18 protein-coding genes are annotated in these 23,407 nt (G+C 47.0%); 9 read left to right on the top strand and 9 right to left on the bottom strand.

The features are described 5' to 3' along the window. The first annotated feature begins 23 nt into the window (after positions 1-23). Entirely contained in the window at positions 24-1,364 is a 1,341-nt protein-coding gene (locus ACLVWR_RS10865) for an exopolysaccharide biosynthesis polyprenyl glycosylphosphotransferase (RefSeq protein ID WP_413580676.1), read from the top strand. On the opposite strand, the gene ACLVWR_RS10860 is transcribed toward ACLVWR_RS10865, so the two are convergent. From ACLVWR_RS10860 to ACLVWR_RS10840, 5 genes are read right to left on the bottom strand one after another with little or no spacing between them, the layout of a single operon-like run. Next, the gene (locus ACLVWR_RS10860) at positions 1,330-2,499 is read right to left on the bottom strand and encodes a glycosyltransferase (RefSeq protein WP_413580675.1); all 1,170 of its coding nucleotides are present in this window, start codon (positions 2,497-2,499) and stop codon (positions 1,330-1,332) included. The genes ACLVWR_RS10865 and ACLVWR_RS10860 overlap by 35 nt on opposite strands. Next, positions 2,499-3,650 (bottom strand): glycosyltransferase family 2 protein, encoded by a 1,152-nt coding sequence (locus ACLVWR_RS10855; protein WP_413580674.1) that lies wholly within the window; start codon positions 3,648-3,650, stop codon positions 2,499-2,501. The genes ACLVWR_RS10860 and ACLVWR_RS10855 overlap by 1 nt, the downstream gene beginning before the upstream one ends. Next, complete coding sequence (locus tag ACLVWR_RS10850) at positions 3,647-4,846, bottom strand: O-antigen ligase family protein (protein WP_413580673.1); 1,200 nt, start codon at positions 4,844-4,846, stop codon at positions 3,647-3,649. Before ACLVWR_RS10850 ends, ACLVWR_RS10855 begins: the two co-directional genes overlap by 4 nt. After that, complete coding sequence (locus tag ACLVWR_RS10845) at positions 4,846-5,592, bottom strand: hypothetical protein (RefSeq protein WP_413580672.1); 747 nt, start codon at positions 5,590-5,592, stop codon at positions 4,846-4,848. Before ACLVWR_RS10845 ends, ACLVWR_RS10850 begins: the two co-directional genes overlap by 1 nt. Beyond that, entirely contained in the window at positions 5,589-6,740 is a 1,152-nt protein-coding gene (locus ACLVWR_RS10840; protein WP_413580671.1) for a glycosyltransferase family 4 protein, read from the bottom strand. The genes ACLVWR_RS10845 and ACLVWR_RS10840 overlap by 4 nt, the downstream gene beginning before the upstream one ends. A 57-nt stretch (positions 6,741-6,797) precedes the next feature. Here ACLVWR_RS10840 and ACLVWR_RS10835 point away from each other — a divergent pair, with 57 nt between their 5' ends. Next, complete coding sequence (locus ACLVWR_RS10835) at positions 6,798-7,955, top strand: glycosyltransferase family 4 protein (RefSeq protein ID WP_413580670.1); 1,158 nt, start codon at positions 6,798-6,800, stop codon at positions 7,953-7,955. Next, complete coding sequence (locus ACLVWR_RS10830; protein ID WP_413580669.1) at positions 7,936-8,820, top strand: XrtA system polysaccharide deacetylase; 885 nt, start codon at positions 7,936-7,938, stop codon at positions 8,818-8,820. The genes ACLVWR_RS10835 and ACLVWR_RS10830 overlap by 20 nt, the downstream gene beginning before the upstream one ends. 2 nt (positions 8,821-8,822) lie before the next feature. Here ACLVWR_RS10830 and ACLVWR_RS10825 read toward each other — a convergent pair whose 3' ends face one another. The 3 genes from ACLVWR_RS10825 to ACLVWR_RS10815 are packed head-to-tail and all read right to left on the bottom strand — an operon-like array spanning position 8,823 to position 12,201. Continuing rightward, the gene (locus ACLVWR_RS10825) at positions 8,823-9,989 is read right to left on the bottom strand and encodes an ATP-grasp domain-containing protein (RefSeq protein WP_413580668.1); all 1,167 of its coding nucleotides are present in this window, start codon (positions 9,987-9,989) and stop codon (positions 8,823-8,825) included. After that, positions 9,982-11,496 (bottom strand): lipopolysaccharide biosynthesis protein, encoded by a 1,515-nt coding sequence (locus tag ACLVWR_RS10820; protein WP_413580667.1) that lies wholly within the window; start codon positions 11,494-11,496, stop codon positions 9,982-9,984. Before ACLVWR_RS10820 ends, ACLVWR_RS10825 begins: the two co-directional genes overlap by 8 nt. Continuing rightward, positions 11,497-12,201 (bottom strand): leucine-rich repeat domain-containing protein, encoded by a 705-nt coding sequence (locus ACLVWR_RS10815; protein ID WP_413580666.1) that lies wholly within the window; start codon positions 12,199-12,201, stop codon positions 11,497-11,499. Positions 12,202-12,476: 275 nt separating this feature from the next. Here ACLVWR_RS10815 and ACLVWR_RS10810 point away from each other — a divergent pair, with 275 nt between their 5' ends. From ACLVWR_RS10810 to ACLVWR_RS10785, 6 genes are all read left to right on the top strand, one after another. Then, on the top strand, positions 12,477-13,331 hold the full coding sequence (locus ACLVWR_RS10810) for a hypothetical protein (RefSeq protein ID WP_413580665.1): 855 nt from the start codon (positions 12,477-12,479) through the stop codon (positions 13,329-13,331). Between the two features lie 3 nt (positions 13,332-13,334). Next, a complete protein-coding gene (locus tag ACLVWR_RS10805) occupies positions 13,335-14,873 on the top strand; it encodes a hypothetical protein (RefSeq protein WP_413580664.1) in 1,539 nt (512 codons plus the stop codon). Continuing rightward, positions 14,873-16,630 (top strand): ATP-grasp domain-containing protein, encoded by a 1,758-nt coding sequence (locus ACLVWR_RS10800; RefSeq protein WP_413580663.1) that lies wholly within the window; start codon positions 14,873-14,875, stop codon positions 16,628-16,630. The genes ACLVWR_RS10805 and ACLVWR_RS10800 overlap by 1 nt, the downstream gene beginning before the upstream one ends. Positions 16,631-16,727: 97 nt before the next feature. Further along, positions 16,728-18,401: a glycoside hydrolase family 44 protein gene (locus ACLVWR_RS10795; RefSeq protein ID WP_413580662.1), complete on the top strand. Its 1,674-nt coding sequence runs from the start codon at positions 16,728-16,730 to the stop codon at positions 18,399-18,401. A 96-nt stretch (positions 18,402-18,497) separates the two neighbouring features. Then, on the top strand, positions 18,498-20,171 hold the full coding sequence (locus ACLVWR_RS10790) for a hypothetical protein (RefSeq protein ID WP_413580661.1): 1,674 nt from the start codon (positions 18,498-18,500) through the stop codon (positions 20,169-20,171). Between the two features lie 28 nt (positions 20,172-20,199). Next, complete coding sequence (locus tag ACLVWR_RS10785; RefSeq protein ID WP_413580660.1) at positions 20,200-21,810, top strand: glycoside hydrolase family 44 protein; 1,611 nt, start codon at positions 20,200-20,202, stop codon at positions 21,808-21,810. Between the two features lie 2 nt (positions 21,811-21,812). Here the strand turns inward: ACLVWR_RS10785 and ACLVWR_RS10780 are convergent, their stop codons facing one another. Next, on the bottom strand, positions 21,813-23,216 hold the full coding sequence (locus ACLVWR_RS10780; protein ID WP_413580659.1) for a cellulase family glycosylhydrolase: 1,404 nt from the start codon (positions 23,214-23,216) through the stop codon (positions 21,813-21,815). Positions 23,217-23,407 lie beyond the last annotated feature (191 nt).

The following is a 23,407-nucleotide window of genomic DNA, read 5'->3' as shown; positions in this document are numbered from 1 at the left end:
CCGAAAGAGGGAGACCTGCTTTTATGAAAAGTTTTGCCCCACTATTAAGGACCAAACACAAAATCGCTTTCCTGGCGTTGGATGTTTTGTTGTTCGTGACCGCCGTTTTCGTGGCAACCACCGTCCGTTTAGGTGAAAGCCCTTCTGAATTTCAGTGGCTTGAACTGAGCTTGTTGGCGTTCTTAGTTCCGATCATTCAATATATCTTTGGTAATTACGATCTGGATCATATCTCCGGTCTTAAACAACTCCTGGTCCGCCAAGGTATGGCCTTTGGCTTAACTGCTCTGGCGGCCACAGCCATCACATTTGTTTTTTCCACCGATCGCGTGGGACTTTTTGGCCGTGGCGCCTTAGTGGGAAGCCTGGTGCTGTTTCTTGCGTTCTCGATGAGCTACCGCCTTGCTGTGACTAACTTTTTTAAGTCGGTCAAAGGACGCTTGAAATGGTTGATCCTGGCGGATGATCACGCCCGCGAAGTCATTGACAAGGACTTTGCAGATTTGAATTTTGAAGGCCGTCTTGAATTCTATAATCCTGACCACGATGCCCAAGAACTTAATAAACTTCTGCAGTCTCAATGGAACACCTTGGTTATTGCCAGCCGGGAAAAAATACTGAGACCTGACATCAGCGCCCTTATTATTGAGGCAAAATGCGCTGGTACAAATGCAGTTCCGATTGCTGACTTTTATGAGCGACACTTGCGCAAGGTGCCTCTACATTTGCTGGACTATCATTGGTTTATAAACTCTGAAGGGTTCTCTTCAGTTTCCCATCCCATTCAATTACGCTTAAAGCGTTTGATGGACATTGCGATATCAGGATTGCTGTTGCTTTTGGCTTCTCCGGTCATCGCCCTGGTGGCCTTGGTGGTAAAGCTCGAGTCCCGTGGTCCAGCGATCTACAGCCAAATTAGAACCGGCAAGGACGGCGAAACATTTACGATTTTCAAATTCCGATCCATGCGAACGGACGCGGAAAAAAACGGTGCCGTCTGGGCTGCAAAAAACGACAACCGCGTGACCCGTATCGGCCGCTTCATCCGTCTGACCCGCTTGGACGAGCTTCCACAGCTTTGGAATGTCTTGAAGGGCGAAATGAGTTTTGTGGGTCCGCGCCCCGAGCGTCCCGAATTTAATGAAATGCTAAAGGCTCAGTTGCCATACTATGACTTGCGCCACACCCTGCGTCCCGGTTTAACCGGATGGGCTCAGGTACTTTACCCTTACGGAGCAAGCATTGAAGATTCCAAAGAAAAGCTGCAGTTTGAATTGTATTACATCAAACACAGCAGCATCTTTTTGGATATCATGATTATTCTAAAAACTATCGCTGTTGTTGTTGGAGCTCGTGGTCGCTAAGAACCTTGGTAAAGAGCTCCGCCTTGGCCTCCCAGGTCTCGCTGGCTTGCAGATACTGCAACGCTTGCGAGCCTTTGGGCTGCAGCGAGGCCGCCTCTAATCCATTTACGATTGCCGCGAATTCAGCACCGTCTTTGCCAACAAATAGATAGTCCTGAAGCTTTACGACTTCAGGTAATGCCGTGGCAATCACGGGTCGCCCCGTACTCAGATACTCTTTAAGTTTTAATGGATTCAAATTATCTGTCAGTTCGTTGCGCACATAAGGCAGAATAAAGACATCCATGTCCTTGATAGCCTTCGGTAGCTCCGCATAGCTGACCAGTCCCAGGAAATGGATGTTCTTTTCGTCCTTTAAACGCGTGATATCGCAGACAACATTGCCGATAATTTCCAGCGAAGCTTCTGGCAAGGCTTTGGCAAGATCGATCAACAGCTGTTGATCACTGCGTTCATCAAACAAACCGTAGTAACAAATCTTTAGCTTCTCTGTCTTTTGCTTTCCACCGATATTAAAATGATCGAACTCCACGCCATGGGTTAGCAGCACAGTCTTGCTCGCACCATTCGATTTGGACTCTGTCAGCGCTTGGGAAGTGGCAAACACCACGTCACATTTTGACAGCAACTTCTCTTCCATTTTACGGACCATCTCATAATCCAGGCCCGGCCACAGGGAGAACTCATCCACACAAATATAGACCTTCAACGTTTCGTTAAAATCCCCGACATAGTCACTGGAATTTGGAACCGAAGTCACCGTGATGATATTTTGAAATCCCAGTTCCTGAATACATTTGCGCACGCTTCTGGCAACGCTCCAGCGATTGAAAGCACGGATCAAGGCAAACTGATTAAAAGGAATCATGAAAGGCGAAACAACCGTGATATTAGCGGGAATCTCGCGCTGAGGTTGCACTTGTTTGGGCCCCAACCAGCCCGCAATCTTCCCGACAACTCGTTTTAAATCATAAAGATTGAACTTGGGAGAGCGCAATCCGATGGTCTCAATCCAGATGAAGCGATTTTGTTTAAATAGAGGACGCAGCAGATGCTCAAGAGAATGGGGATGCCGGGCGAAGTCCTCGCCAAACACAATTAAATCTCTGTTGCGCAAAAGCTTATCAGAAGTCATTAGCGTTGTGCCTTTTTCCAGATATCAACGGTTGAACGTTGTTTGCGGTAGAACAAGTATCCTTTGAATGCAGCGAGGTTCACGTTACAGTAGTAATACTGCAGATAAAAGATCCCCGCCTTGGCCCCTTTTTTATCCAGACGCCAGCCAATCAAAGCCATCACATAGAATGCCACTTGCAATGCCAGAAACACAGAATAGAAAATACCTTCGCCTGCCAACAGGGCATTGGAAATTAAAATCAACGCCAACAAAGCCCACATAAAGTAGCGCAAAGTTTTATGAATGAAAAACTGAAAACCAAACCAGCTGCCAACAGGATTCAAAAGCTGTTTATAAAGAGAAATGACCTGAATGCCCCCGTAAACCATACGCGACTTCACGTTGAAATCATCTTTAAGCGTGATGGAGGCTTCTTCTTCGGTGATCGCTTCCTGATCATAGATGACGCGTTTGCCTTGCTCCAGAATATTGAAAGTGATCACCAGATCGTCATTGATCAGTTCACGCGGAACTTCTTTAAACAGACTTTTTCTAAGAGCAAAGATTTCTCCGTCCGCTGTCGGAATGGAGCCCAGGTGGGACTCAGCTTGCTTTAGCGCAGATTCATAGTGCCAATACAAATTGTCACCGATGGACGCCTTACGATCCTTGTGTTGCAGAACGCTTTTACGACCGCAAACCCCACCAATGGATTCATCGGCAAAATGGCGCACCAGTTTTTCAATGGCATCGGGACGAAACATTGAATTCGCATCAGAGAATACAAGGATTTCATTCTTTGCAGTAGCCACAGCTCTGTTCAGTGCTGCCGTCTTGCCTTGCCGTTGTGGTTGAAATAGCGAAACCACACCCTGGGCAGAGAACTCACTGACGACTTCCGGCGTGCGATCTGAAGACCCATCTGAAACAACGATGAATTCGATTTTGTCTTTGGGATAGTTTGTTTTCAGATCGCTCAGGATTTTTTCGCGAATGACGCGTTCTTCATTGTAAGCCGCAATCACGAATGAAACCGACGGCGTTATATTGGAAATCTTATGTTTCTTTCTGAATACACGAGACACCAGGTAAACAATTGCGCCAAATAGAACATAGTGCATGCAAATTGCAACAAAGACGATCCAAAATACCAACTGCAACCAGATCATAACGTCCCAACCTTTTTCGGCGAAGCCAGAGCCGCCAAAACAAACAAATGCAAAAGAACCAAATCTTTATATGAAATTCCAACCGTCAACGATGACATGGCCAGGATGAAGTACGAAGTCAGCAAAAAATAGCGATCTGGATTCTGCGATCTCCAAACCGAAAGCCAGGACCAGATCAGAATTGCCGCAAAAGCCACAAATCCCATAACGCCCAACTCCGCAATCACACTCAGATAAGTGTTGTGAACCTCCAGAGGTTTAAACTCACTCTGAAAATGTGGATACTGGGAGTTTGCATAAAAATAGTCCCGAGCTTTATGCATGCCAGAGCCAAAGAATGGATTGTCAGCAAAAACCTTGAAACCATTTTCGTAGGTCAAAAGACGGTCAGCACTGGATTTATCATTAATGTCTGAAAAACGCTGCGCCAGCGATCCTTCCAAAGCAATTGCCGCCACCATCATCACAAAGCAAACGGCTGCACCGACTTTCACCGCAGCGACCTTGCGCGAGTCGGAAAATTTTCGCGTCAACAAAAAGCCCAACCCCATAAGTAATGCCAGAATACCCATACGCGACTGCGTGACAAAGGCACAGACCACCATAAACGTCGCTGCCGACAAGTGCAGCGCCACCTGTGCCCTCTTATTTGCAGTAACTGCACGCCATGCTTGCAGCAATGCCAAGGGCACCATCATGGAAAAGAATGTGCACAGAAAATTCGGATCGCCGTGACGAATGCTCAACAATGGACGTCCATCGAATTCACGGGCCTCGCCCAGAATGAAATAGCGGTACATGAAGTAGACGCCCAACACGCAATAAAAGAAAACAATCGAGTTCAATAACAAGTCACGATTCTTCGGTTGGATCAAAAGATAGTACAAACACGGAGCCAGAAGCAGAATCTTAACCAGACTCTTATACTCCCCGTCCTGCAGAATCCAAAGGTTGTCGTTAACCAGAGAGGACAGCATCGGTGCCAGCGCGTAAAGGGAAACCAATAACAATGGCAGCACGATGGGATGAGAATAAGAAAGTTTTTGCGAAGGCTTCATGACAAGGGCGTACGCCGTCTGCCCGACCACGGCCAGGAACAGAATCAACTCAATGTGAATTGATAGTAATAGCGGGACCTCCAAATGGAGTGTCGTGATGACAAGTCCCATAAAAAGTACGGCGGCCAGTAATTGCATTAGTCTCTCTTGAAAGCAAAAATCAAATACTCAAGCAAGAATCCCAAAACCAAACCCGCAAGAAGGGCAGCAATCAAAATCGCCGCAGGCTTCGGCCACACCGCGCGGTCGGAAACCGCAGGTTCAGAGATCACCTGAAAGACGCGTTCTTTTTGAGATTGAGAAATCACATGTTCAAATTTCAATTTGATCAACTTGTTTTGATAGAAACTTCTTTCGGAAGAATTAGCCGGAAAAGCAGCCGCTTCTTGGGAAATCTTGTCGACCAAGGCCTGAAAATCCACGTTGTCTTTTTGCACAGCCAGAAACTTCAAATTCTCGAAAATGTTTTGGTTCAACGCCAACGCAAGTTCTGGATTGGATGATTTGACATCAATCACATAGTTGTTCTCATCAGCTCCGGTGAATTGCACCTTCACCAAGCCTTTTAGATAACCGATTTTTGCAGAATCAGTGTTCAAATGCGCTGTTGCCTTTTGCGCAACTGTACTTTCACCCAAAAACTTTTTAATCTGCTCGTCTGAAACAGCGGCGCTATTGATATTCAGACCATCGCGGATCCAAATCCAGCGATTGCGGGATTCATCGGAACCATTGTCCGGATTTTCGATCTTCATACGGAAGATCGCCACGCGGCTATTTGCCACAAAAGTTTTCGGAGTAACCAAAATATATCCCAATGCCACCACGATCAAAATAAGTGTGGTCAGCAAAAGAACCTTATGAGCTTTCAAAATCTGAGTCATAATCCCGTTCCTACTAAAGCTTTCGTCATATCCACTTTGCTTTCATTACTTTGAAGAGCACTCGCGGACAGGTTTTTAATTTCATCTTCTGGAACCGCCAACACCTGTTTAAGTGTCTGCAGCAAATTGTCGCGGGAAAAGACAAAGCAATTCCTGCGATCTTCAAGGTCAAGTCCCCGGCAGCCAAACTCCGTGGACAGAATAGGCAGTCGTGCCGCCATGAACTCGATCATCTTCACGTTCACACCCGAGCCCAGTATAACCGGGTTCAGACCAAAATCACTCGCCGCAAAATAAGGCATGATATCGTCCACGCGACCGGCCACTTTCAGATGCGGCTCATTAAGCTGCTCCTGGCTGACCGTACCCACCACCAAAATCAAAACACCCAGCTCAAGCAGTGTGCTTTTGTTTTCCTCGGCAAAGGCCTTAAGAAACTGGAACGCCTCCTGATTGGGCTGGTAGGAAGATCCCGTAAAGAGCAGAACTTTCTTGTCAGCCACGCCAAGACTTTGACGGAAGCAGTTGCGGAATTCTGACGTCCACGCAAACTGACTGGCATCCACACCATTTGAAACCAGGAAACTCTTATGTGTAAGATCCGAGACCACGCCGACAAACTTCTGACGATCCTGCTCAGAGCAAAAAATCACGCGGTCCGCTTTTTTCAGGGCTTGAACTTCAATGCGTTTAACCAAACCGGAAACCACGGGATTTCCCCACAATTCAAACTCAGCGTTGTGGGTGTTCAACCAAACAGGCGTTTGCGCATGTTTCAATAGTGGCGACAGAAACGGGAAATCCAGAATCACCAGATCTGCTTCCTTCAGGGACTGACGAAGCCGTGCCGGCACTAACAACTTTAACAACCACGTCACCCACAGTGGCGGCAGTTGCAGACGATAAAACAGAAATTGTATGACCCCCAGAATGGGATTCATGTTCACGGTCTCGCGTATATGTTTCTCTGGCTGTTGGGTGAATGATGATTGCTTGGCTAAATAGGATTCTTTTCTGCCCGTCAGCGAATACACTTCAACGTCATAACCCATGCGAGCAAAAGCCCGGCACAGATTCGCGCTGCGAAGCTGACCACCCGACATTGGGGGAAAGATTTGTAAGCTGGATACGAACAGAATTCTTTTCATGCGTTTCACAGGAAATTAAATGAATTCTGCCGTAACTTCCATAGTAAAGCCTGTTCCATGGAGTTCCTACAATTCCCGGGTTTCACTTTAAAAAGCTCCCAAATTTTGATAGAAATTCCACCAATGACCCACAATAAGAACGTATTGCATTTGGTGGAACATCTATACCTGGGAGGCATTGAACGCCTTCTGGAGCAGCTTGCATTGCACACCAACGATGGCACCCGCCTTCACTTTTTTACCTATGAGACTAAAAGTTTGGCAGGCATTGGCAAGGCCATCCAGGATGCCGGTTTTCCGGTGTTCACTTACAAAAAATCAGCCGGCCGTGACTGGAATCTGGTTCGTGAGCTGACCAAGGTCATTAAAGAGCATAAAATCGATGTGATTCACACCCATGATTTCGGTCCCACGGAATACGCGGTCCTGCTGAAAATGCGCTTTCCTCGCCTGCGCCTGGTTCACACCCAGCACACCATGCACCACTTCATCATCAAGCCTCAATATCGCTACTTCTTTCAGTTTGCGAGCTACTTCTACCATCAAATGATCGGCGTTTCGGGCTTTGTTAAAGACTCCATTATCGAAAACTGCCCTCTGGTAAAACGCTCGGTTTTGACGGTCATTCCAAATGGCGTCGACACCCGGAAGTTTGTTCCCACACCTGAAGTAAATCCCGCTGGCAAGTCCCTGCACATGGTCAGTATTGCGCGTATCTCCTATGAGAAAAACCTGGAATACATATTCAACACCTGCCGCCTGTTAAAGGAAGCCGGAATTCCATTTACCTTTGATCATGCCGGAACCTCGAAAACTCCGGAACCAAGGGAAAAACTGGAGAACTTCGTAAAGCAGCACGGACTTGAGAATAACGTAACGATGCATGGCTTTAAAAACGATGCTTCGGAAATCCTGGCAAAAGGGGACATCTTCTTAAGCTCCTCCCTCCGTGAAGGTCACCCGGTTGCGGTCCTGGAAGCCATGGCGACTGAAAAAGTCTGCCTGTGCAGTGATATCGCCCCCCATCGCGAAACATCTCATGGGGTTTTGGAACTCTATGATCTGCAGGACGAAACCGCGTTGTTTAATAAACTTAAACAAATGCATCTCGATCAGACATCTCTTACTGAGCGAAAAAAACAATCACGCGAAATCGTGCTAAAGCACTATTCGCTGGAAACAATGGTGCAAAACTATGTCGACACTTACAAATAATCAAAATAAGTCAAAACATCACATTGCACTAAGCTTTGACGTAGAGGACTGGTTTACCGTCAGAAACATGCGTGATTTCGTGTCTGATTCCGACTGGGACAAGCAGGAAATGCGCGTGAATGTCGGCATGGACTTCATTCTTGAGGCGTTGGCCGAAAAAAACATCAAAGCCACTTTCTACATTCTGGGATGGCTGGCGGACCGCGCACCTGAATTGGTTAAAAAGATTGCTGACCAAGGACACGAGATCGGTTGCCATAGCTACCAACACACTCCCATCGATTTGCTGGATCCAAAATCCTTTGAAGCGGACCTTAAGAAAGCCATCTCGGCATTGGAAACTGTTTCCGGCCAGAAAATCAAAGGCTTCCGTGCCCCTAGCTTTTCGGTGATGCATAAGACATCGTGGGCGCTGCCAATTATTCGTGACTGTGGTCTTGAGTACGACAGCTCCATTTTCGTGACGTCTCACCCTGACTATGGCGTGCGTGACTTCCCGACGACCATCACCACGGTCAGCGGACTGACGGAAGTTCCTTTGAAAAAATCAAAATTTTTCGGCACTGAAATTCCAGTCTGCGGTGGTGGTTACTTCCGTATGCTGCCATATGCTTTGACAAAATCAGCCCTGAAACAGGACTTGGAAAACGGTCCGGTGGTGATGTATTTCCATCCTTGGGAGTTCGATCCCAAACAACCGCGCGTGGCTTTGCCGGCGATCAAACGTTTCAGACACTACGTGGGTTTGAATTCGAATCGCGATAAGTTTTTAAAGCTGTTGAATGACTTTGAATTTACAACGGTTGAAAGTCTGGTCCAAGACGCAAAAGCGACCAACAAACTGACAAATTATAGTTTTGCTTAAATCTACTGGCGGTCCAAAGCCGCCAGCAGCTCTGCATCTTCCACTGGAACATCGTGATAGGCTTCCGTCAGATACGGACTTTTTGAATCACGGCGTTTTTCATTCGGGAAAAGCGCGACGAGAAAAGGTTTAAACGATGGTGCTGCTTTGGGGCCCTGGTCGTTCAATGCTGCAAACAAAGACACACACAAATCCTCTGCACACATATCCCCACCGAAATGGGAGGATGGTACCGGACGAGGATTCATTTCGATCACATAAGCATCCTGAGTTTTTTGATCAATAATAAAATCAAGAGCCCCAAATCCTGAATAATTCAACTTCGCCGCGGCAGTCGTAACAGCATTGCGGATTTCGGCATTATCAATCCCCTTCACCACGCTGGAGGGACCCGTTTCACCCGGATAGGTCTTCACTTTCACCATGGGATTGATGGCAAACACCTGGCCTTGATTTGCGACGAAAGGAACCAGTCCCACTTGACCCGTGATATACTGCTGTAAGGAAATTCCGGCTTGATCAGCTTCTTGAACAACAAAAAGCATTCGCTTGATGGCAGACTTGAGTTTGGTGCTAAAGCCCGCCGTGGAGTGCTTGGCAAACCCTTTGCGCAGGTCATTTTCACTATGGCAAATGGTGACACCAGAGGCGCCATATCCAAAATCGAATTTAAGCACAACCGGATATCCAAATGACGGCACTTCACGCAATGCCATTTCAAGACTTTCCACGCGGGTGTTTTTAGGAACCCGAACTCCCCACTCACGGCAATGCTCCACAAATCGTGATTTGTTCAGAACTACTTGATCAAATTCCGCTGGTGCCATAAAGCGACGAAGCTGTTTTGCATAGGAGCTGAATCCCGGAATTTTAGACAATGAGTTTGCAAGGGATTGAAGCGCCAAAAGTGCGTCTTCGTCGCCGGGTACGACAATGTCAGCTTTAAACCGCATCATCGCCGCCAGAATCCACCCATACACCAGTTTGGAACGTGTGTAGGTAAAGGTTGGGTAAGTCATCACCTGGCTAAGGTATTTTGTTTTGGAAAGATAGCTGCCCGCAGGGCACAGAGCCACGACTTCGAATCCAGCGCGCGAAAGTCCTGATGGCAAGCGACTGATTCCCGTCCAATCCTTTGCTAGTGCAACGATTAAAACTTTCTTAGTCATGAGCCACCTCGATCTTTTTCACCAAGCGAAGTTTGATGAATAACTTTTTAACCATTGAAAACAGATGCTCTGCTTCCTCGCGACGGACCAAATTGATTCGGCAGGCGAAAAAGAAATAGAATACGGCATAAGCACTGGAGCTGGCCGCCAACACCCAGAATGGATGCCAGGTCAGATTATAGAAGGCCGCCCTTGCGATAATCGCAAATACCACCGACAGGAATACCGTCTTACCCAGATCTTTCCACATGAAAAGATCCAGAATATTGGTCTGCAAGAGTCTCGCACCAATGAACAAGCCCGAAATATTGATAAAGGCCACGGCCAGAATTTTACCCCACAGCACGGCCATTGGGCCAATGTAATAGGCTCCACCGATGATCATGCCCAGCCCCAGGATCACCCCAAAGATTTTAATCTTTAAGGCGTAGCCCGTGTTCGAAGTTGAACGGAACAAGGGTTCCGGATTCAAACAGGCGATAAAAATATAAAAGTTAAAGACCATGAAATATGGGACGCTTTCCAGATACTTGTCAGAGAATATGAATACGATCATTTCTTTGGCGAAGAACATCATATAGATCGTAAATGGAATCACCACCAGGAAGAGACTGCGAGTCATGCGTTTCCAGGTTTCCGCTGCCTTGTTAAGATTCTTGCCTTTGACGTTATCGATCAGCTCGATATTTACCAACTCATAAAGGGACGTTCTTAACGAGTTCACAATCGGGTTTTCAAAACATCCAACAGAATAGAACGTGAACTGTCTGACGTTGTAAAATGAGGAAATAAACAGATTTTCCATGTTCAGAATATTCTGAACAATTCGCGACACGCCCAAAGGCAATCCGTAGCGCGCCTGATCCATAAAGAACTTATAAGCGTCCCGGTAGCGCACACCTTCGCGCACCTTATGGGTGTGCATCGTGTAGACCATCCAGATCATTCGCAGGGTCATCAATGTGGATTGCAATACCAAAGCAATAAATATCGAGTCGAACATTATGAACGCTGCCATAATGGCCACTGATTTCAGCAGCTCAGTTCCAGCGTCCAAATACAAACGTTCCTTAAAGCGATTGAAGTTGATTAAAAATCCTTCGATCTGCAAGGAGCAAAGAGTGACGACAATCAGATATCCCAGGATTGGCAGATACTGAGCCAGATCCGGATTGTTTAGAAGTGCCGCAATATCGAAACGGAAGATCGTCATCAACAACGCCAAAAAGCCCGTCATGAGGACGTTAAAGACCAGTGCGTTTAAGCTGAACAAAGGAAAGTTCTTACGATCCCAGCGCAGAAAGTAAAAAACCGAATCATCCAGCCCCAGGTTCAGAGCCACTTGTGCAAACCAGTATATCAAGGTGACCTGTTTATAAGTTCCGTAGGTGTCGACTTCAAGATGACGGCCCAGGTACATGGGAATCGCAAACGAGAAGATCACCCCGAAAATTCGGGCTCCCGTCAGCAGAGCCACTCTGTTAAAGCCTTCTTTGTGCTGTTGCATCTAGGGGTTCACCTTTACTCCACCGACAAAGGTGTCCAAGCCCAAGCCGGTTCTGCTTCGGGAAATTTCCTGCAAAGGATTTTCATGTATATCCAGTATCTTCAAACTTGGCAGAGCGACAAAGGCTCCATCCTGGATCATCGAAACTTGATTTGCATCGACAATCAGGTGGGAAAGGGAATCAGCCCCCGCAAAACCCAGCCTATCCAGCGTTCTCAATTTATTGTTCCGCATATTCAAAACCTGAAGCAATGACATTTGCCCCAGGGCACCGTTTTCGATCTCTGCGATGCGGTTGTTTTCCAGATTCATCACGACAACCGAAGAGGCGCCTTGAAGGGCCTCAAACGATAGCTTCCCGAGTTGATTGTTTTGTAACTGCAAACGGCGCAGACTTATCAATGGCTTTAGGCCACCTATCGGCAAGGTCTCAATTTTATTGTTTTGCAAAGACAATTCCTGAAGCTGACCAAGGCCTGCAAAGGCCCCTTTGGAAATAGTGTGAATTCCATTTGAATCCAGGATCAACGACACCAGCGATGTCAGCCCTGCAAATACACCGTCTTCAAGGACGGGTTGGTAGCCCTCCACCTTCAAAAAGCGCAATTGGGCCATCGGCTCCCGAGGGACGCTCTGACAGCTTGAAGCCCCTAGGGTCCTGGCAATGGCAACGCCCACGGCTCCACGATCACAAAGATTGACCATAGAACCTGCCGAAGCAGATAAACACGCTAGGAACACCAACGCGCCCGAAATGATGCCAAAGACCAACCGACTGATACACATGATTCCGGGGATATTCGCATAGAATGAGTCCTTTAAGATAAGCCTTTCCCCTGAACTGAAAAAAGTACCAGTGCCCCTCTACTGTCAGGGTTTTGGACACCTTCTGCAAAGATTACATCAGTTCGTGGAGCACCTTTAAATGCCCGTTCACAGAGGGTAAATCTAAGGGCTCATTTTCAAACGGAGAAATCACAGTGAGAAAACTGCTTACCCTGGCACTATTGCTCAGCCCCTATACGGCCTCAGCCAATGCTGATGCTCCATCGATTTCTGCTTGGGTTCCCACGGGGAACGGTCAGATCAGCGCCAGCTACTTTGGTTACTATTCCAGCGAAGTGAATGACTTTAATACCGGTAACGGCAGTGTGTACATGTACAACCTGATTGCCTTAAACTACAAAATCAATCCCCGCTTTACTGCAAGTCTGCGCCCAACATTCACCTACGACACTGAAGGTGTTCGCTATGGCTACGAGATGCCGGCAAAAACGGAATTGGCCGACTCTCATATAGCATTGATCGATAAGAACCCTTTCAGTCTGCCCTATGATATTAAAACGAAGGGCATTTATAAACTCTTTGCGCCAACAGCACCGGATCAGATTGAAGCTGAAACTTATGGCGGTGTGGGTTTGGACTTTGAAGCCTCGCGCGATCTGCCGCAGGCCTTTGCCGTGAGCTACTACACGCGTGGATGGGTTCTGGCGCAAAAGAACAGCACTTATACTTCCAATGAAGGCAAGACTCCGAAACTAAAAGCCACTCAAAATGGGCAAATCGAACATTGGTTGCGCCTGACCAAGTATTTTGGTGATCGTCTGAATATCTCCCAGGGTGTGGGCATCAAAGATGAGTTTTACAACGCCACGGACGAGGAGCATCAACGCCACGAAGCCTTTCAGCTTCTTGAAACAAATTTGAACTACTCTGTGAACGACAACATTGACCTCTCGTTTGGCGTAGCTCAATCCAATCCCTCGTTTAAGTCATTTGAGATCTACAACAACGATAACACTTCGTATGTGATTATGACTTCCGTAAGGATGTAATTTGTGAAAGTCGGCCTGATCGTTTCTGAAAAAACCAACTCCAAGTACGCCCTTGAGTTCATCGAGGCGTTGCGCGCTTCTGCGACCATGGAAGTCTTGTTGGTAAAAAAAGAGGACTCAGGTGACAGCGCTTCTGCTGGCTTCATTTTCAGAAAACTCGCAAACATCGTCGTTCGTATGGACGAACGCTACCTGAACTCCACCTCCTATCGCGGACATCTGAACGAGGTGGAATTGCGCGAACTTGAAGCCGTGGCGCCTTACGCGACAGACTCTGTGGACTATCTTATTTCTTTGATGGGAGAATCAGTTCCTGAGCACATCCTGGGTATCTCCAGACATGGAGCGCTTTTAGTTAACGCTGCAATACCTTCACCAAAAACCACCTTTGCGGGTTTTTGGGAAGTCTATGGCAAAAAAGCGGTCACACCGTTTGCGATTCAGTTACAAACCAAAGCTTCAGTACAAACAGTGTTCACCGGCCGATTGCTGACTCAATCCAGCTTTCTGCTGAATCAAGCTTACGTCAGTCGCAAGGCTTTGTCCTACTTGCATAAATTCCTGAACAAAAAGCAAACCCACCCGGAATTCAACTGGTCTCACCTGCAGAGTGCAGTTGAATCAGAATTGCATTCCAGTTATCCGTCGGTATTTGGACTTGCCGGATATATCACAAAACGGGTTTTCAGAACCCTTCAGCAAAAGGTCGCAGCCCTGCAGAAGAAAGACCAACACTGGAATGTCGCATTCCTGCGCGGCGACTGGCAGCCTTTGAATTTGGCAAAAGGCCTGGTCTTTGAACATCGCAATGACCAGTTCTTTGCAGACCCCTTTGTCATTCACAAAGATGGACGTGATATCTGTTTCGTCGAAGAATATGACTATAAAACCAATCTGGGTCACATCACGGCCTTTGAACTTAAAGATCAACACGCCATCAATCTGGGCGCGGTGATCAAAGAAACCTTCCATATGTCGTTTCCGTATTTATTTGAATACGAGGGAAATCTGTACATGTGCCCGGAAACCTCCGGCTCCCGGGAGATTCGCATTTATAAATGTTTGGAGTTCCCGCTGAAATGGGAATTTGAAAAGGCCCTGATGAAAAACATCGCGGCCGTGGACAGTCTTTTGCTTTCTGAAAACGGCAAATGGTGGATGCTTACAAACATCGATTCACTTCAAAAAAACGACAACTGCACCGAGCTTCATGCATTCTATTCCGATTCTCCTCTAAGTGAGACCTGGATTCCTCATCCCATGAATCCACTGGTGATAGATCCTCTGAAGGCCCGCAATGGTGGCCTTTTGCGTGATGGAAATAAAGTGTACCGCGTTTCTCAATCTCAGGAGTTCGGTGTTTACGGGGCGAGCTCCCGCATTCACGAGATTTTGGAAATGACCGAGTCGAACTACACGGAAAAAACAATTGCGAATATCAAAGCTGATTTCTTTAAAGACATTTATGGCACTCACCATTTGCACAGCAATGGGTCGGTGACCGTATTTGACTACTGTAAGGATATTAAGGTGAATCAATAATGGCACGTTCAGATAAAAACATCCTGATTCTTGACGGCGATATGGTTTCCAGTCTGGCAATTGTCAGATCTTTGGGACTAAAAGGCTGGAATGTTCATGTGGCAAGCCCCACTGAGGACGGCATCGCCAGCACCTCCCGTTTCGTTCGCAGCCGAATGATTCATCCGGATCCTTTAAAGTCTGAAAAAGATTTTCTGCTTTGGTGCGAGTTCGCCCTTTCCGGCGACCGTTTTGATTTAGTCATTCCCGTCACCGAGAGAACTTTGGTTCCCCTGATGAAATTACGCAATCATGCCAATGCTGGAAAACTGGCGATGGCTTCCAACGAAGCCTTGGAAACGGTTTTAGACAAAAACAAAACCACAGACCTTGCCATGCAGCTGGGTTTGCCTCTACCAAACAACTTTACTTTAAGCACACAAGAGGACGGCCGCGCTTTTCTGGAGCAGACCGCCGTCATTAATAAACTTCTGGAACAAGGACCTTTGGTTTTAAAACCAGGTCGATCCATCGGAACTGGTAAAGAAGGACGCAAAAAACTTGAAGTAAAGTATGCCTTCGATTTGGACCAGGCTCGCACCAAGATTGAAAACCTTCTGCATTTCGGCGAGGTGATCGTTCAGGAATATTTCCAGGGTCAGGGTCAAGGGGTTGAGGTTCTGGCATCCAATGGTGAAATCCTTTACGCATTCCAACATCAACGTCTGCACGAACTTCCACTGACAGGTGGTGCGAGTTGCTTACGTAAAAGTGTGACTCTGGAGCCCGCTCTGCTTGCCGCAACAGAAAGCCTGATGCGCGCTTTGAATTGGACCGGCGTTGCCATGGTTGAATTCAAATGGAATCCACAGACAGGTCGTTTCATTCTGGTTGAAATCAATGGCCGCTTCTGGGGATCTCTGCCGCTTGCAGTGGGCGCTGGTGCAGACTTCCCAGCAATGCTGGTCGAGATGCATTTGGAAGGCAAAGCCACTTCAACCAATCCATATAAGCCTGAAGTTTTCGCACGCAATCTGAAGAACGACCTGCAGTGGTACGAGCAGATTGTACGCGGTGAAGCTCCTCGTCGTTTCAAGGGTCCGTGGGAAAACAAAAAGGAAATGATCAAGGATGCTCTTCGCATCTTCTCGATTCATCATGTTCTGGATGTTGAGAAATGGTACGACCCGGTTCCGGGGCTTTTTGACATTATCAAAATCGGTTCCAGCTATCTGGACCGCGTGAAAGCGATATTGACGGTCCTGAAGCAACTGCAACATCATCGTTTCGCATGGACGACAGGCAAGGCACAAAATCGCCTGCGCAAATCCAAAAAAATTCTGTTCATCTGTTATGGAAATATCAACCGCAGTGCACTGGCTGAAAGATATTTCAAACAAATGGCACCGAACTCCAGCATCGAAGTTATCTCCGCAGGATTCCATCATGAAGATCACCGACCGGCGGATCCAGTGATGGTTGAAGAGTCCCGTAAGCTTGGTATCAACATGGAGAATTGGTCTTCTCATCGAGTGACAACAGAGATGTTTGAATCCAGTGACGCCATTCTGGTCATGGAGAATGAGCACTGGCTGCGTATTAAGGAAGAGTTCCCCCAATACGCGGACAAAACCTTCCTTTTAGGTTTTGCAGCCAAAGATGTTCCCAAAAGAGGTGAAATCCGGGATCCATATGGAAAATCCCGTAATTTTTACCAGAGGGCCATTTGCGAAATCTCTTGTAGTATCGCTGGCTTAATTAACATCATCAATCTGTAACAAGTTTATTTAAAATGGTCTTGCCTGTTTTGCGGGCAGGCCTTATTCACAATTGCCCACAAAAAAACCGTTACGCCCAAATTTCACGAGGTTTGATATGAAAAAATCCTTAGCGCTTAAAGCGTTCATGTTCTGCAGCAGCTTGTTGATCACTGCCACTGCCTGCAGCAGCACTGGTATCGTTCGCACAACAGAGTCTTACAACTTTAACGAGAAGAAAGACATTGCCGGCAAAATCGTCGTGGATTTGAGCAAAAAAGGCCAAACCATTGATCGTGCGTTTTACGGTTCGCACCTGGATTCATTCTCTCAACCTCCTCCAGCAAATTTGGTTCAGGAATTGGGCATTGGTCGTATCCGTATCGGCGGTAACGAATACGACGTATTCAACTGGAAAAACAATCTAAGCTACACAAAAACAGGTGTGCACAATCTTTTGGGCCTTGGTGGGATTGCAGCGCTTCTTCGTGAATACAAAGTGGGCGGCATCTATCAAATCAACCTTTCAGGCTATCAACCCGTGCTTGAAGGCAACAGCGTACTTTTGAAAAACTCTTTCACGGCGGCTGACGCCTACGAAATGATCAAAGTTTTGAATGGCCAGCTAAAACTGGGCATCACTGACATCAGCTTGGGCAATGAACCTGAACAATGGCATGAAACTCATCCTCACACGAAAGCTTACACTGAAGACAGCGGTATCTCTGCTGACGAATACATCGAAAGATATATCGCATTCGCAGTGGCAGTACGCCAAGCTCAGGAAGAAAACACTGGCGACGCAAACTCCATCAAAATCTGGGGCCCGGAAATTTCCTCCTCTTGGTTGGATTGGAACACTGGCAACTTCACAAAGGACTGCCAATGGAGCCCGACTGTTCGTGGTCAAGTTGAATGTAAATACGGCGAAGACGGCAGCTTCACACACTTCATCCCTTATTTCCTAAACCGTCTGGCAAAAGCGGAAAAGGATCCTGCAGTAAATCCAAAAGGCTACAAGCTTTTGGATAACTTTGCTTTCCACTACTATCCAAACTTCAGAACAAAAATCGATGACGTGAACTCCATCGTTAAAGATGCAGAAGGCCGCCAATGGGTTTCCAAAATCCTGGAAGGCACTCGCCTCCTTCATGATCCTACATACACAAACACTATCGACATCAGTTCATACAGAAATGCGAACCCAAACATCATCCCTCGCATGAAGGGCTGGTTGAAGTCTTACTATCCAAACGCAAAACTTGTGATCAATGAGTTCGCAGTGGATTCTGACTGGAGAAGCAACACATACCATCCAATCATCCGTCCTCTTTACATCGCAGACACTCTGGGTATCGCGGCAAAAGAAGGCGTGTCGTTCTTTAATAACTTTGCGTTGAGCAATAAAGAAGGATCCAATATTCCATGGGCAATGCTGGATGGTGGTACTAAGAAAACCAACAACTTCCACACCTATGCACTTTACACAAATCACTTCAAAGGCACGATGGTCGCTACTGAAGACAATATGGGTGATGTGGTTAATGCGTATGCAACAGCCGGCGCTCAATATGTGAACGTTGCTATCGTAAATAAGAGCCCTGCGGACAGAACGGTCCAAATTTACGTTAAAAATGGCAATGCCCGCAAGGTCGCTACTTATGTAGTTCCTGGCTGGTCAACTTCGATCCTGAAACTGGAGCAGAATCCATCTAGGTTCGCGAAAGGATTCGAAGTTAACAAATTCGGCGCTGAGCAAATGGGCATCGCTAAGGATACAAATTACAAATAGTTTAATAATTCCTCACTTTCCGATGTGCTTTGACAATATTTTTTGGTATTGGGAACGCCTTTGGTGGAATTTCACAGAATATAAAGGAACGTTTTTATGAAAATGGCTTTTGCCCTTCTCTGCGCGAGCTTGATGACCGTCAACAGCGCACAGGCTCATGACATCGGCAATGATATGTCTACGGGTTACGGTTGGTACTTGAATTACGATTGGTTGAACCAAATCGTAAACAACACACCAACCAAGAATGTTATGTGCCCGACTCTTGAGGTCGACAGCGCTTTGACGACGGACTATAAAGTCGCTCTTCAAAACAGCTTCTATGCAAATGCCACTGCCTCTATTGGCAAATGGTTCCCGAGAAATGAAGTTTGGGCTGCATTCTCCATCGGACCTATGGTTAACAACTTCGGTATCACTTTCGGCAAAGTTCGCACTTTGAAAGAACTTGAAGCTGAAAAAAACAAAAAGCTTCCAACGACTGCTCGTGAGTTGAGCAAATGGGATGTTAAAGATTCTGCTTATTGGGAATCCCAAGGGGGCGTTTCTTTCTATCTTGGTACTGGCACTGAGCCAATCGGCGTGGGTGTATTTGCAGTCGCGACTGGTGGCTGGGCAAATTACCTTGAAAAAACCGCTCCAAACAAAGTGTATGTTGAAAGAGCAAAAAAATACGTAAAATCCATCAGCGTGGGCGCAGGCATGTTCTATACGAACGTGGGTGCTGACATCGTTATGGAAAAAGCGAAAGGCTTCAACTACGAGTTCGACCTTTCCCGTCCACAAAACGTTGAAGCTTTCGAACGCTTCATGGCTGGTGAAACTACAAAAGCCTACGATCTTTCAAGAATCGAAGGTTCTGGTGTGATGAAAATTGCTGATACGACTTTGAGCAAATTCGGCAAATCTTTCGGCGTAAGTCTTTCCACTCCATTCATCCCTATCATCTCTTTGCGTGGCTCCCAAGGTAAGGACTACAACCACGAAGAGGAACTTTCTGTTTGGGACGAACACGTGGTTAAAGACTACGGTGTTTACACTAAACAATCCGCAAGCCGTCTGGTTGGCCTGCACTACAAGCGCGAGCGTTCTTTCAAAGGTGGTATGACTTCAAATACTTCCGGTCCGATCCTAGCAAAAGAAACATCCGTGAAATTCTACGGTCAGTTTAAACATGCTTACCAATCTGACTGGGGTCAGGAAAACCGTCTGGAAAATCAGATTGAATTCGCCAAAGACATCACTGGTTTCTCCAATGAAGCAGAAACTTGCGTAAACGTACCAAGCGTTTCCAGCTCTCTTAAATACAACCAAGTCATCCTTCAGATGAACTTGTCTGATGAATACATGAGAGCAATCATCGGCCTGGGTAACAACAGCAATGAGTTCCTGAACAAGCTTCAGGCTCGTGCGACGATCATTGATGGCAACATCAAATCAATGAACGACTGTTCTTCCAGCTATGATCCGAACAATGCTTCCGGTCAGGACAGAGCTTGCCGCGGCAACTCTGTTAACGGCGCATTTGCAGGCATCAAGAAAGCTGTTGCTCAAATCAAGTCCTCCATGGGTCGTAACAGCAGCGGTTTCGCTGCAGGCATGGCAAATCTTGGTAAGGCAGTTTGGTCCAATCCGGGCGTGTTCAAAGCGTTCTACGAGCAAGGTAAAACTTGCGGTATGGAATTCAGCTTTGAAGTCTCCGGCCAAAGAATCAACCGCTTCTATAAAAACCAAAAATACGGCTATACACCTAGCTGTGTGAACAACTAAGCAAAGCACGAAAGCAAGAAAGTAATATATGAAACACTTGATTACTCTTATTTCGATCGTGAGCTTTACTGCTGTTGCTCACGCAAATATCAGCCGCTATACACTGAACCAAAATACTTCCTCTGTGGAAAATGACGGTTCCGTCGTTGTTGATACAAACAATAAAAACGGCATCTTTATCGCAAAAAGCTTTTACGGTGCTGATACAAATGGTTTCAGCCGTTTGCCAAAAACACACCTGGTGACACCGCTGAATCTTAACTATGTTAAGTTCGGTGGTAACCTGCACTCCGTTTACAACTGGGACTTGAACATGTACCTGGAGTCCATCACTGGCATCCAGAAGGTTTATTCCCCATTGGCAACCCGTATTGAGTTGGTTCAACAAGGTTACAAAGCAACACCGATGTTCCAAGTGAACATGATGGGGCCGCAACCGGACTATAACTCCAACGGTCACTTGAAAATGATGAACACAGCTGACGAAACTCACGCTGCGAACGCCATCAGATATTTGAACGGCCAAAAAGGTTTGGGCGTTAAGCACATCCTTATGGGCAACGAACCTTGGGACTCCCAGGACGTTCACGGTGTGGCAATTCCTTCTGCTGACGAATACATCGCCAAGTACATCAAGTACGCGATCGCTCTTCGTGATGCGCAGGAATCCATCAGCGGCAACGCCAATGATCTAAAACTTTGGGGTCCGGAAACAGCTCAGGGTTGGGCTAACTGGCAAACCACTCACCCGGCAGATTGCACTGTGAACTATCAAGTTCCGGGTCACTATGTCTGCTCTTACGGTGCTGGTCAGTTCTCTGAATTCATCCCTTATTTCCTGAACCGTCTTGCGGCTGCAGAGCAGGATCGCACGATCAATCCTAAAGGTTACAAACTTTTGGATTACCTGACTTGGCACTATTACCCGTTGTTCAGATCTCAATTTGCAGATTCTGAAAGCGTGATCAAAGACACTACAGGCCGTCAAAATGTTGCCGGTATGCTTGAGTCTGTGAACTTGTGGACCAGCTGGGATTATATCAACAAGTATGATTCTGCGTCTCCGAAAGACATGGCTCCTCATATCGTTCAAAAATTCCAAGGCTGGAGAGATAATTTCTATCCATCCGCAAAAATCGCAGTCACTGAATTCGGCGTGGATTCCACTGAAAACGTTGAATACCACCCAATCGTGCGCCCTCTTTACCTTGCGGACCTGGTGGCTCGTGTTGGTGAAGCTGGTGTGAACACGTTCGTGAATTCCTTCCTGCAAGGTGCGCGCGGTGGCGATGCATGGGGCATGATCAATGGCGAAAGAAAAACTCGCCTGTACCATGTATTCTCTTTGTTCTCGAACAACTACCTGGGTCAGGTTGTGTCGTCCACAGACACATATGGTGACTCTGTGAATGTTTACTCCGTTAAAACGAACAACGGAACAAACATCATCCTGGTCAACAAAGACACAGTCGCTCACAACCCGAAGTTGAATGTTCAAGGCTCCAAAGGCTCTGCTAATTTGACTTCATTGGTATTGCCGGCTTGGTCTGTCACTGTTGTGACTGTGCCAGATGGTCGCGGCGACGTACTGGTTCAACAGTACGGCGCGAAAGAAATGGGAATTCCTGTTTCTCGTTAGTGCTACTTAGGGGCGAGCAGATCTCTGACAAACTCGCCCATCCCACCTGGGGCTGGCTTCAATGTCCAATCTTGATTGAACATTCGCGGGCCCCAGATATTATCGAAACTCCACACTGTCCAACTTACGTTTCTATTGGCCATCCAGGCAGAGAATCCCTGACCAAAGGTGATGTCTCCCCCTTCAGTTCCTCCGCTTTCAAATCCCCATTCCGTAACGAATAGAGGATATTTATCCGCTACCGCTCCGTAACGTGATTCCCACATTGCCGAAGTCTGATTGGAATAAACATGGGCCACGTAAACCACGTTGCCGCCGGCAATCGGTTCGTTCACCGCACCTGATATATGGGACGACCAATAAGGACCACCCACTAAAATCAGATTGTTTGGCGCATAGGTACGAATCAATGTCGTGATCGGCTGAGCAATGGTGTTCTTCCACGTGCTCCAGTTGTCAGGATAGATCGGCTCATTGAAGACCTCGTAAAGAACATACGGATTGTTGGCAAACTTCGGAGCCATGAACTTCCAGAATGCTTCCACTTTGCTGTAAAGAGCGTCGTAGTTACTGACATAGTGAAGATCGATGATCACATAAATGCCTTTGGCAGTGAGCTCGTCTACCAGGGGTTTAATATGATTTTTGAAATAGGTCTCGCCACCGTTCGTCGCGCTGAAGAAGCCTTCGTTCGGATACGCAGGATCACCCGGCAAAATCGGCAAACGAATGACTTTGGCGTTGAACTGATCTGTTGCTGCGCTGGCGATACTGCGTGCAGTAACACCTGGGCGCTCCCACGTCTTTGTGTTCAGATGTTCAGGGTCTGCGATATTAACGCCTTTTAGAATGACCTGCTGACCTGAGCTGTTGACGATCTTATTCCCGGAAACTTTAAGCCAGCCCACCGCCGGAGTCGGCGAAGGTGATGGACTTGGAGATGGAGATGGTGATGGCGAAGGAGTTGGCGTCGGTGTGGGAGTTGGAGTAACCGCAGCCGCAATACCTTTTCCTGACAGTGACACTGTCGTCTCCTCCCACGTCCAGCCCGTTCCTAGAAAGTAGCCGACCGTCAGCTTGGAACTGATGGCTGTGGCATATTTAGGAGCAAATTTAACAATAACAGTACAGGACTTCCCAGCTTTGACTATGAAGCCCGTATTTGAATTATAAGCACAGGTACCACCGCTGATCGTAAACTCCGTCGCTCCCGTGAACCAGTTGCTATCAAGGCGGATGTTGGCTTTGCTGGAGTTCTTAAGCGTCAGGGTCGTCGTTTTGGACTGCCCCACAGTCACATTGCCCAAGGATGCCGTGCCATTGAATGTGGTCGCGGCAGAATACGCCAAGGATGTGCTGAAAACCCCTGCCAGGATAGTGATTAGGGGTGCAAATACGCGAATCATGGAAGCCCTCCGATAGATACAAAGACCGAATCGGTGGGGCGGAAAAATTGTTGAGCGAAAATCGTGGAACGTACAAAAGTTAGATAGTTTTTAAAAATTCCCCTAGAGGATGCCTTTCCCGCCCCGGGTCTCGTGGAATCTCAGTGTAAAAATGACCTTGGCCCTCCACTTGTAGGGTGTCTCGAAATTAG

The organism is Bdellovibrio sp. HCB288, assembly GCF_047305935.1.
Taxonomy (GTDB): Bacteria; Bdellovibrionota; Bdellovibrionia; order Bdellovibrionales; family Bdellovibrionaceae; genus Bdellovibrio.
The sequence above is the reverse complement of the archived record's forward strand: the minus strand, read 5'-3'. Positions and strand labels throughout refer to the sequence as shown.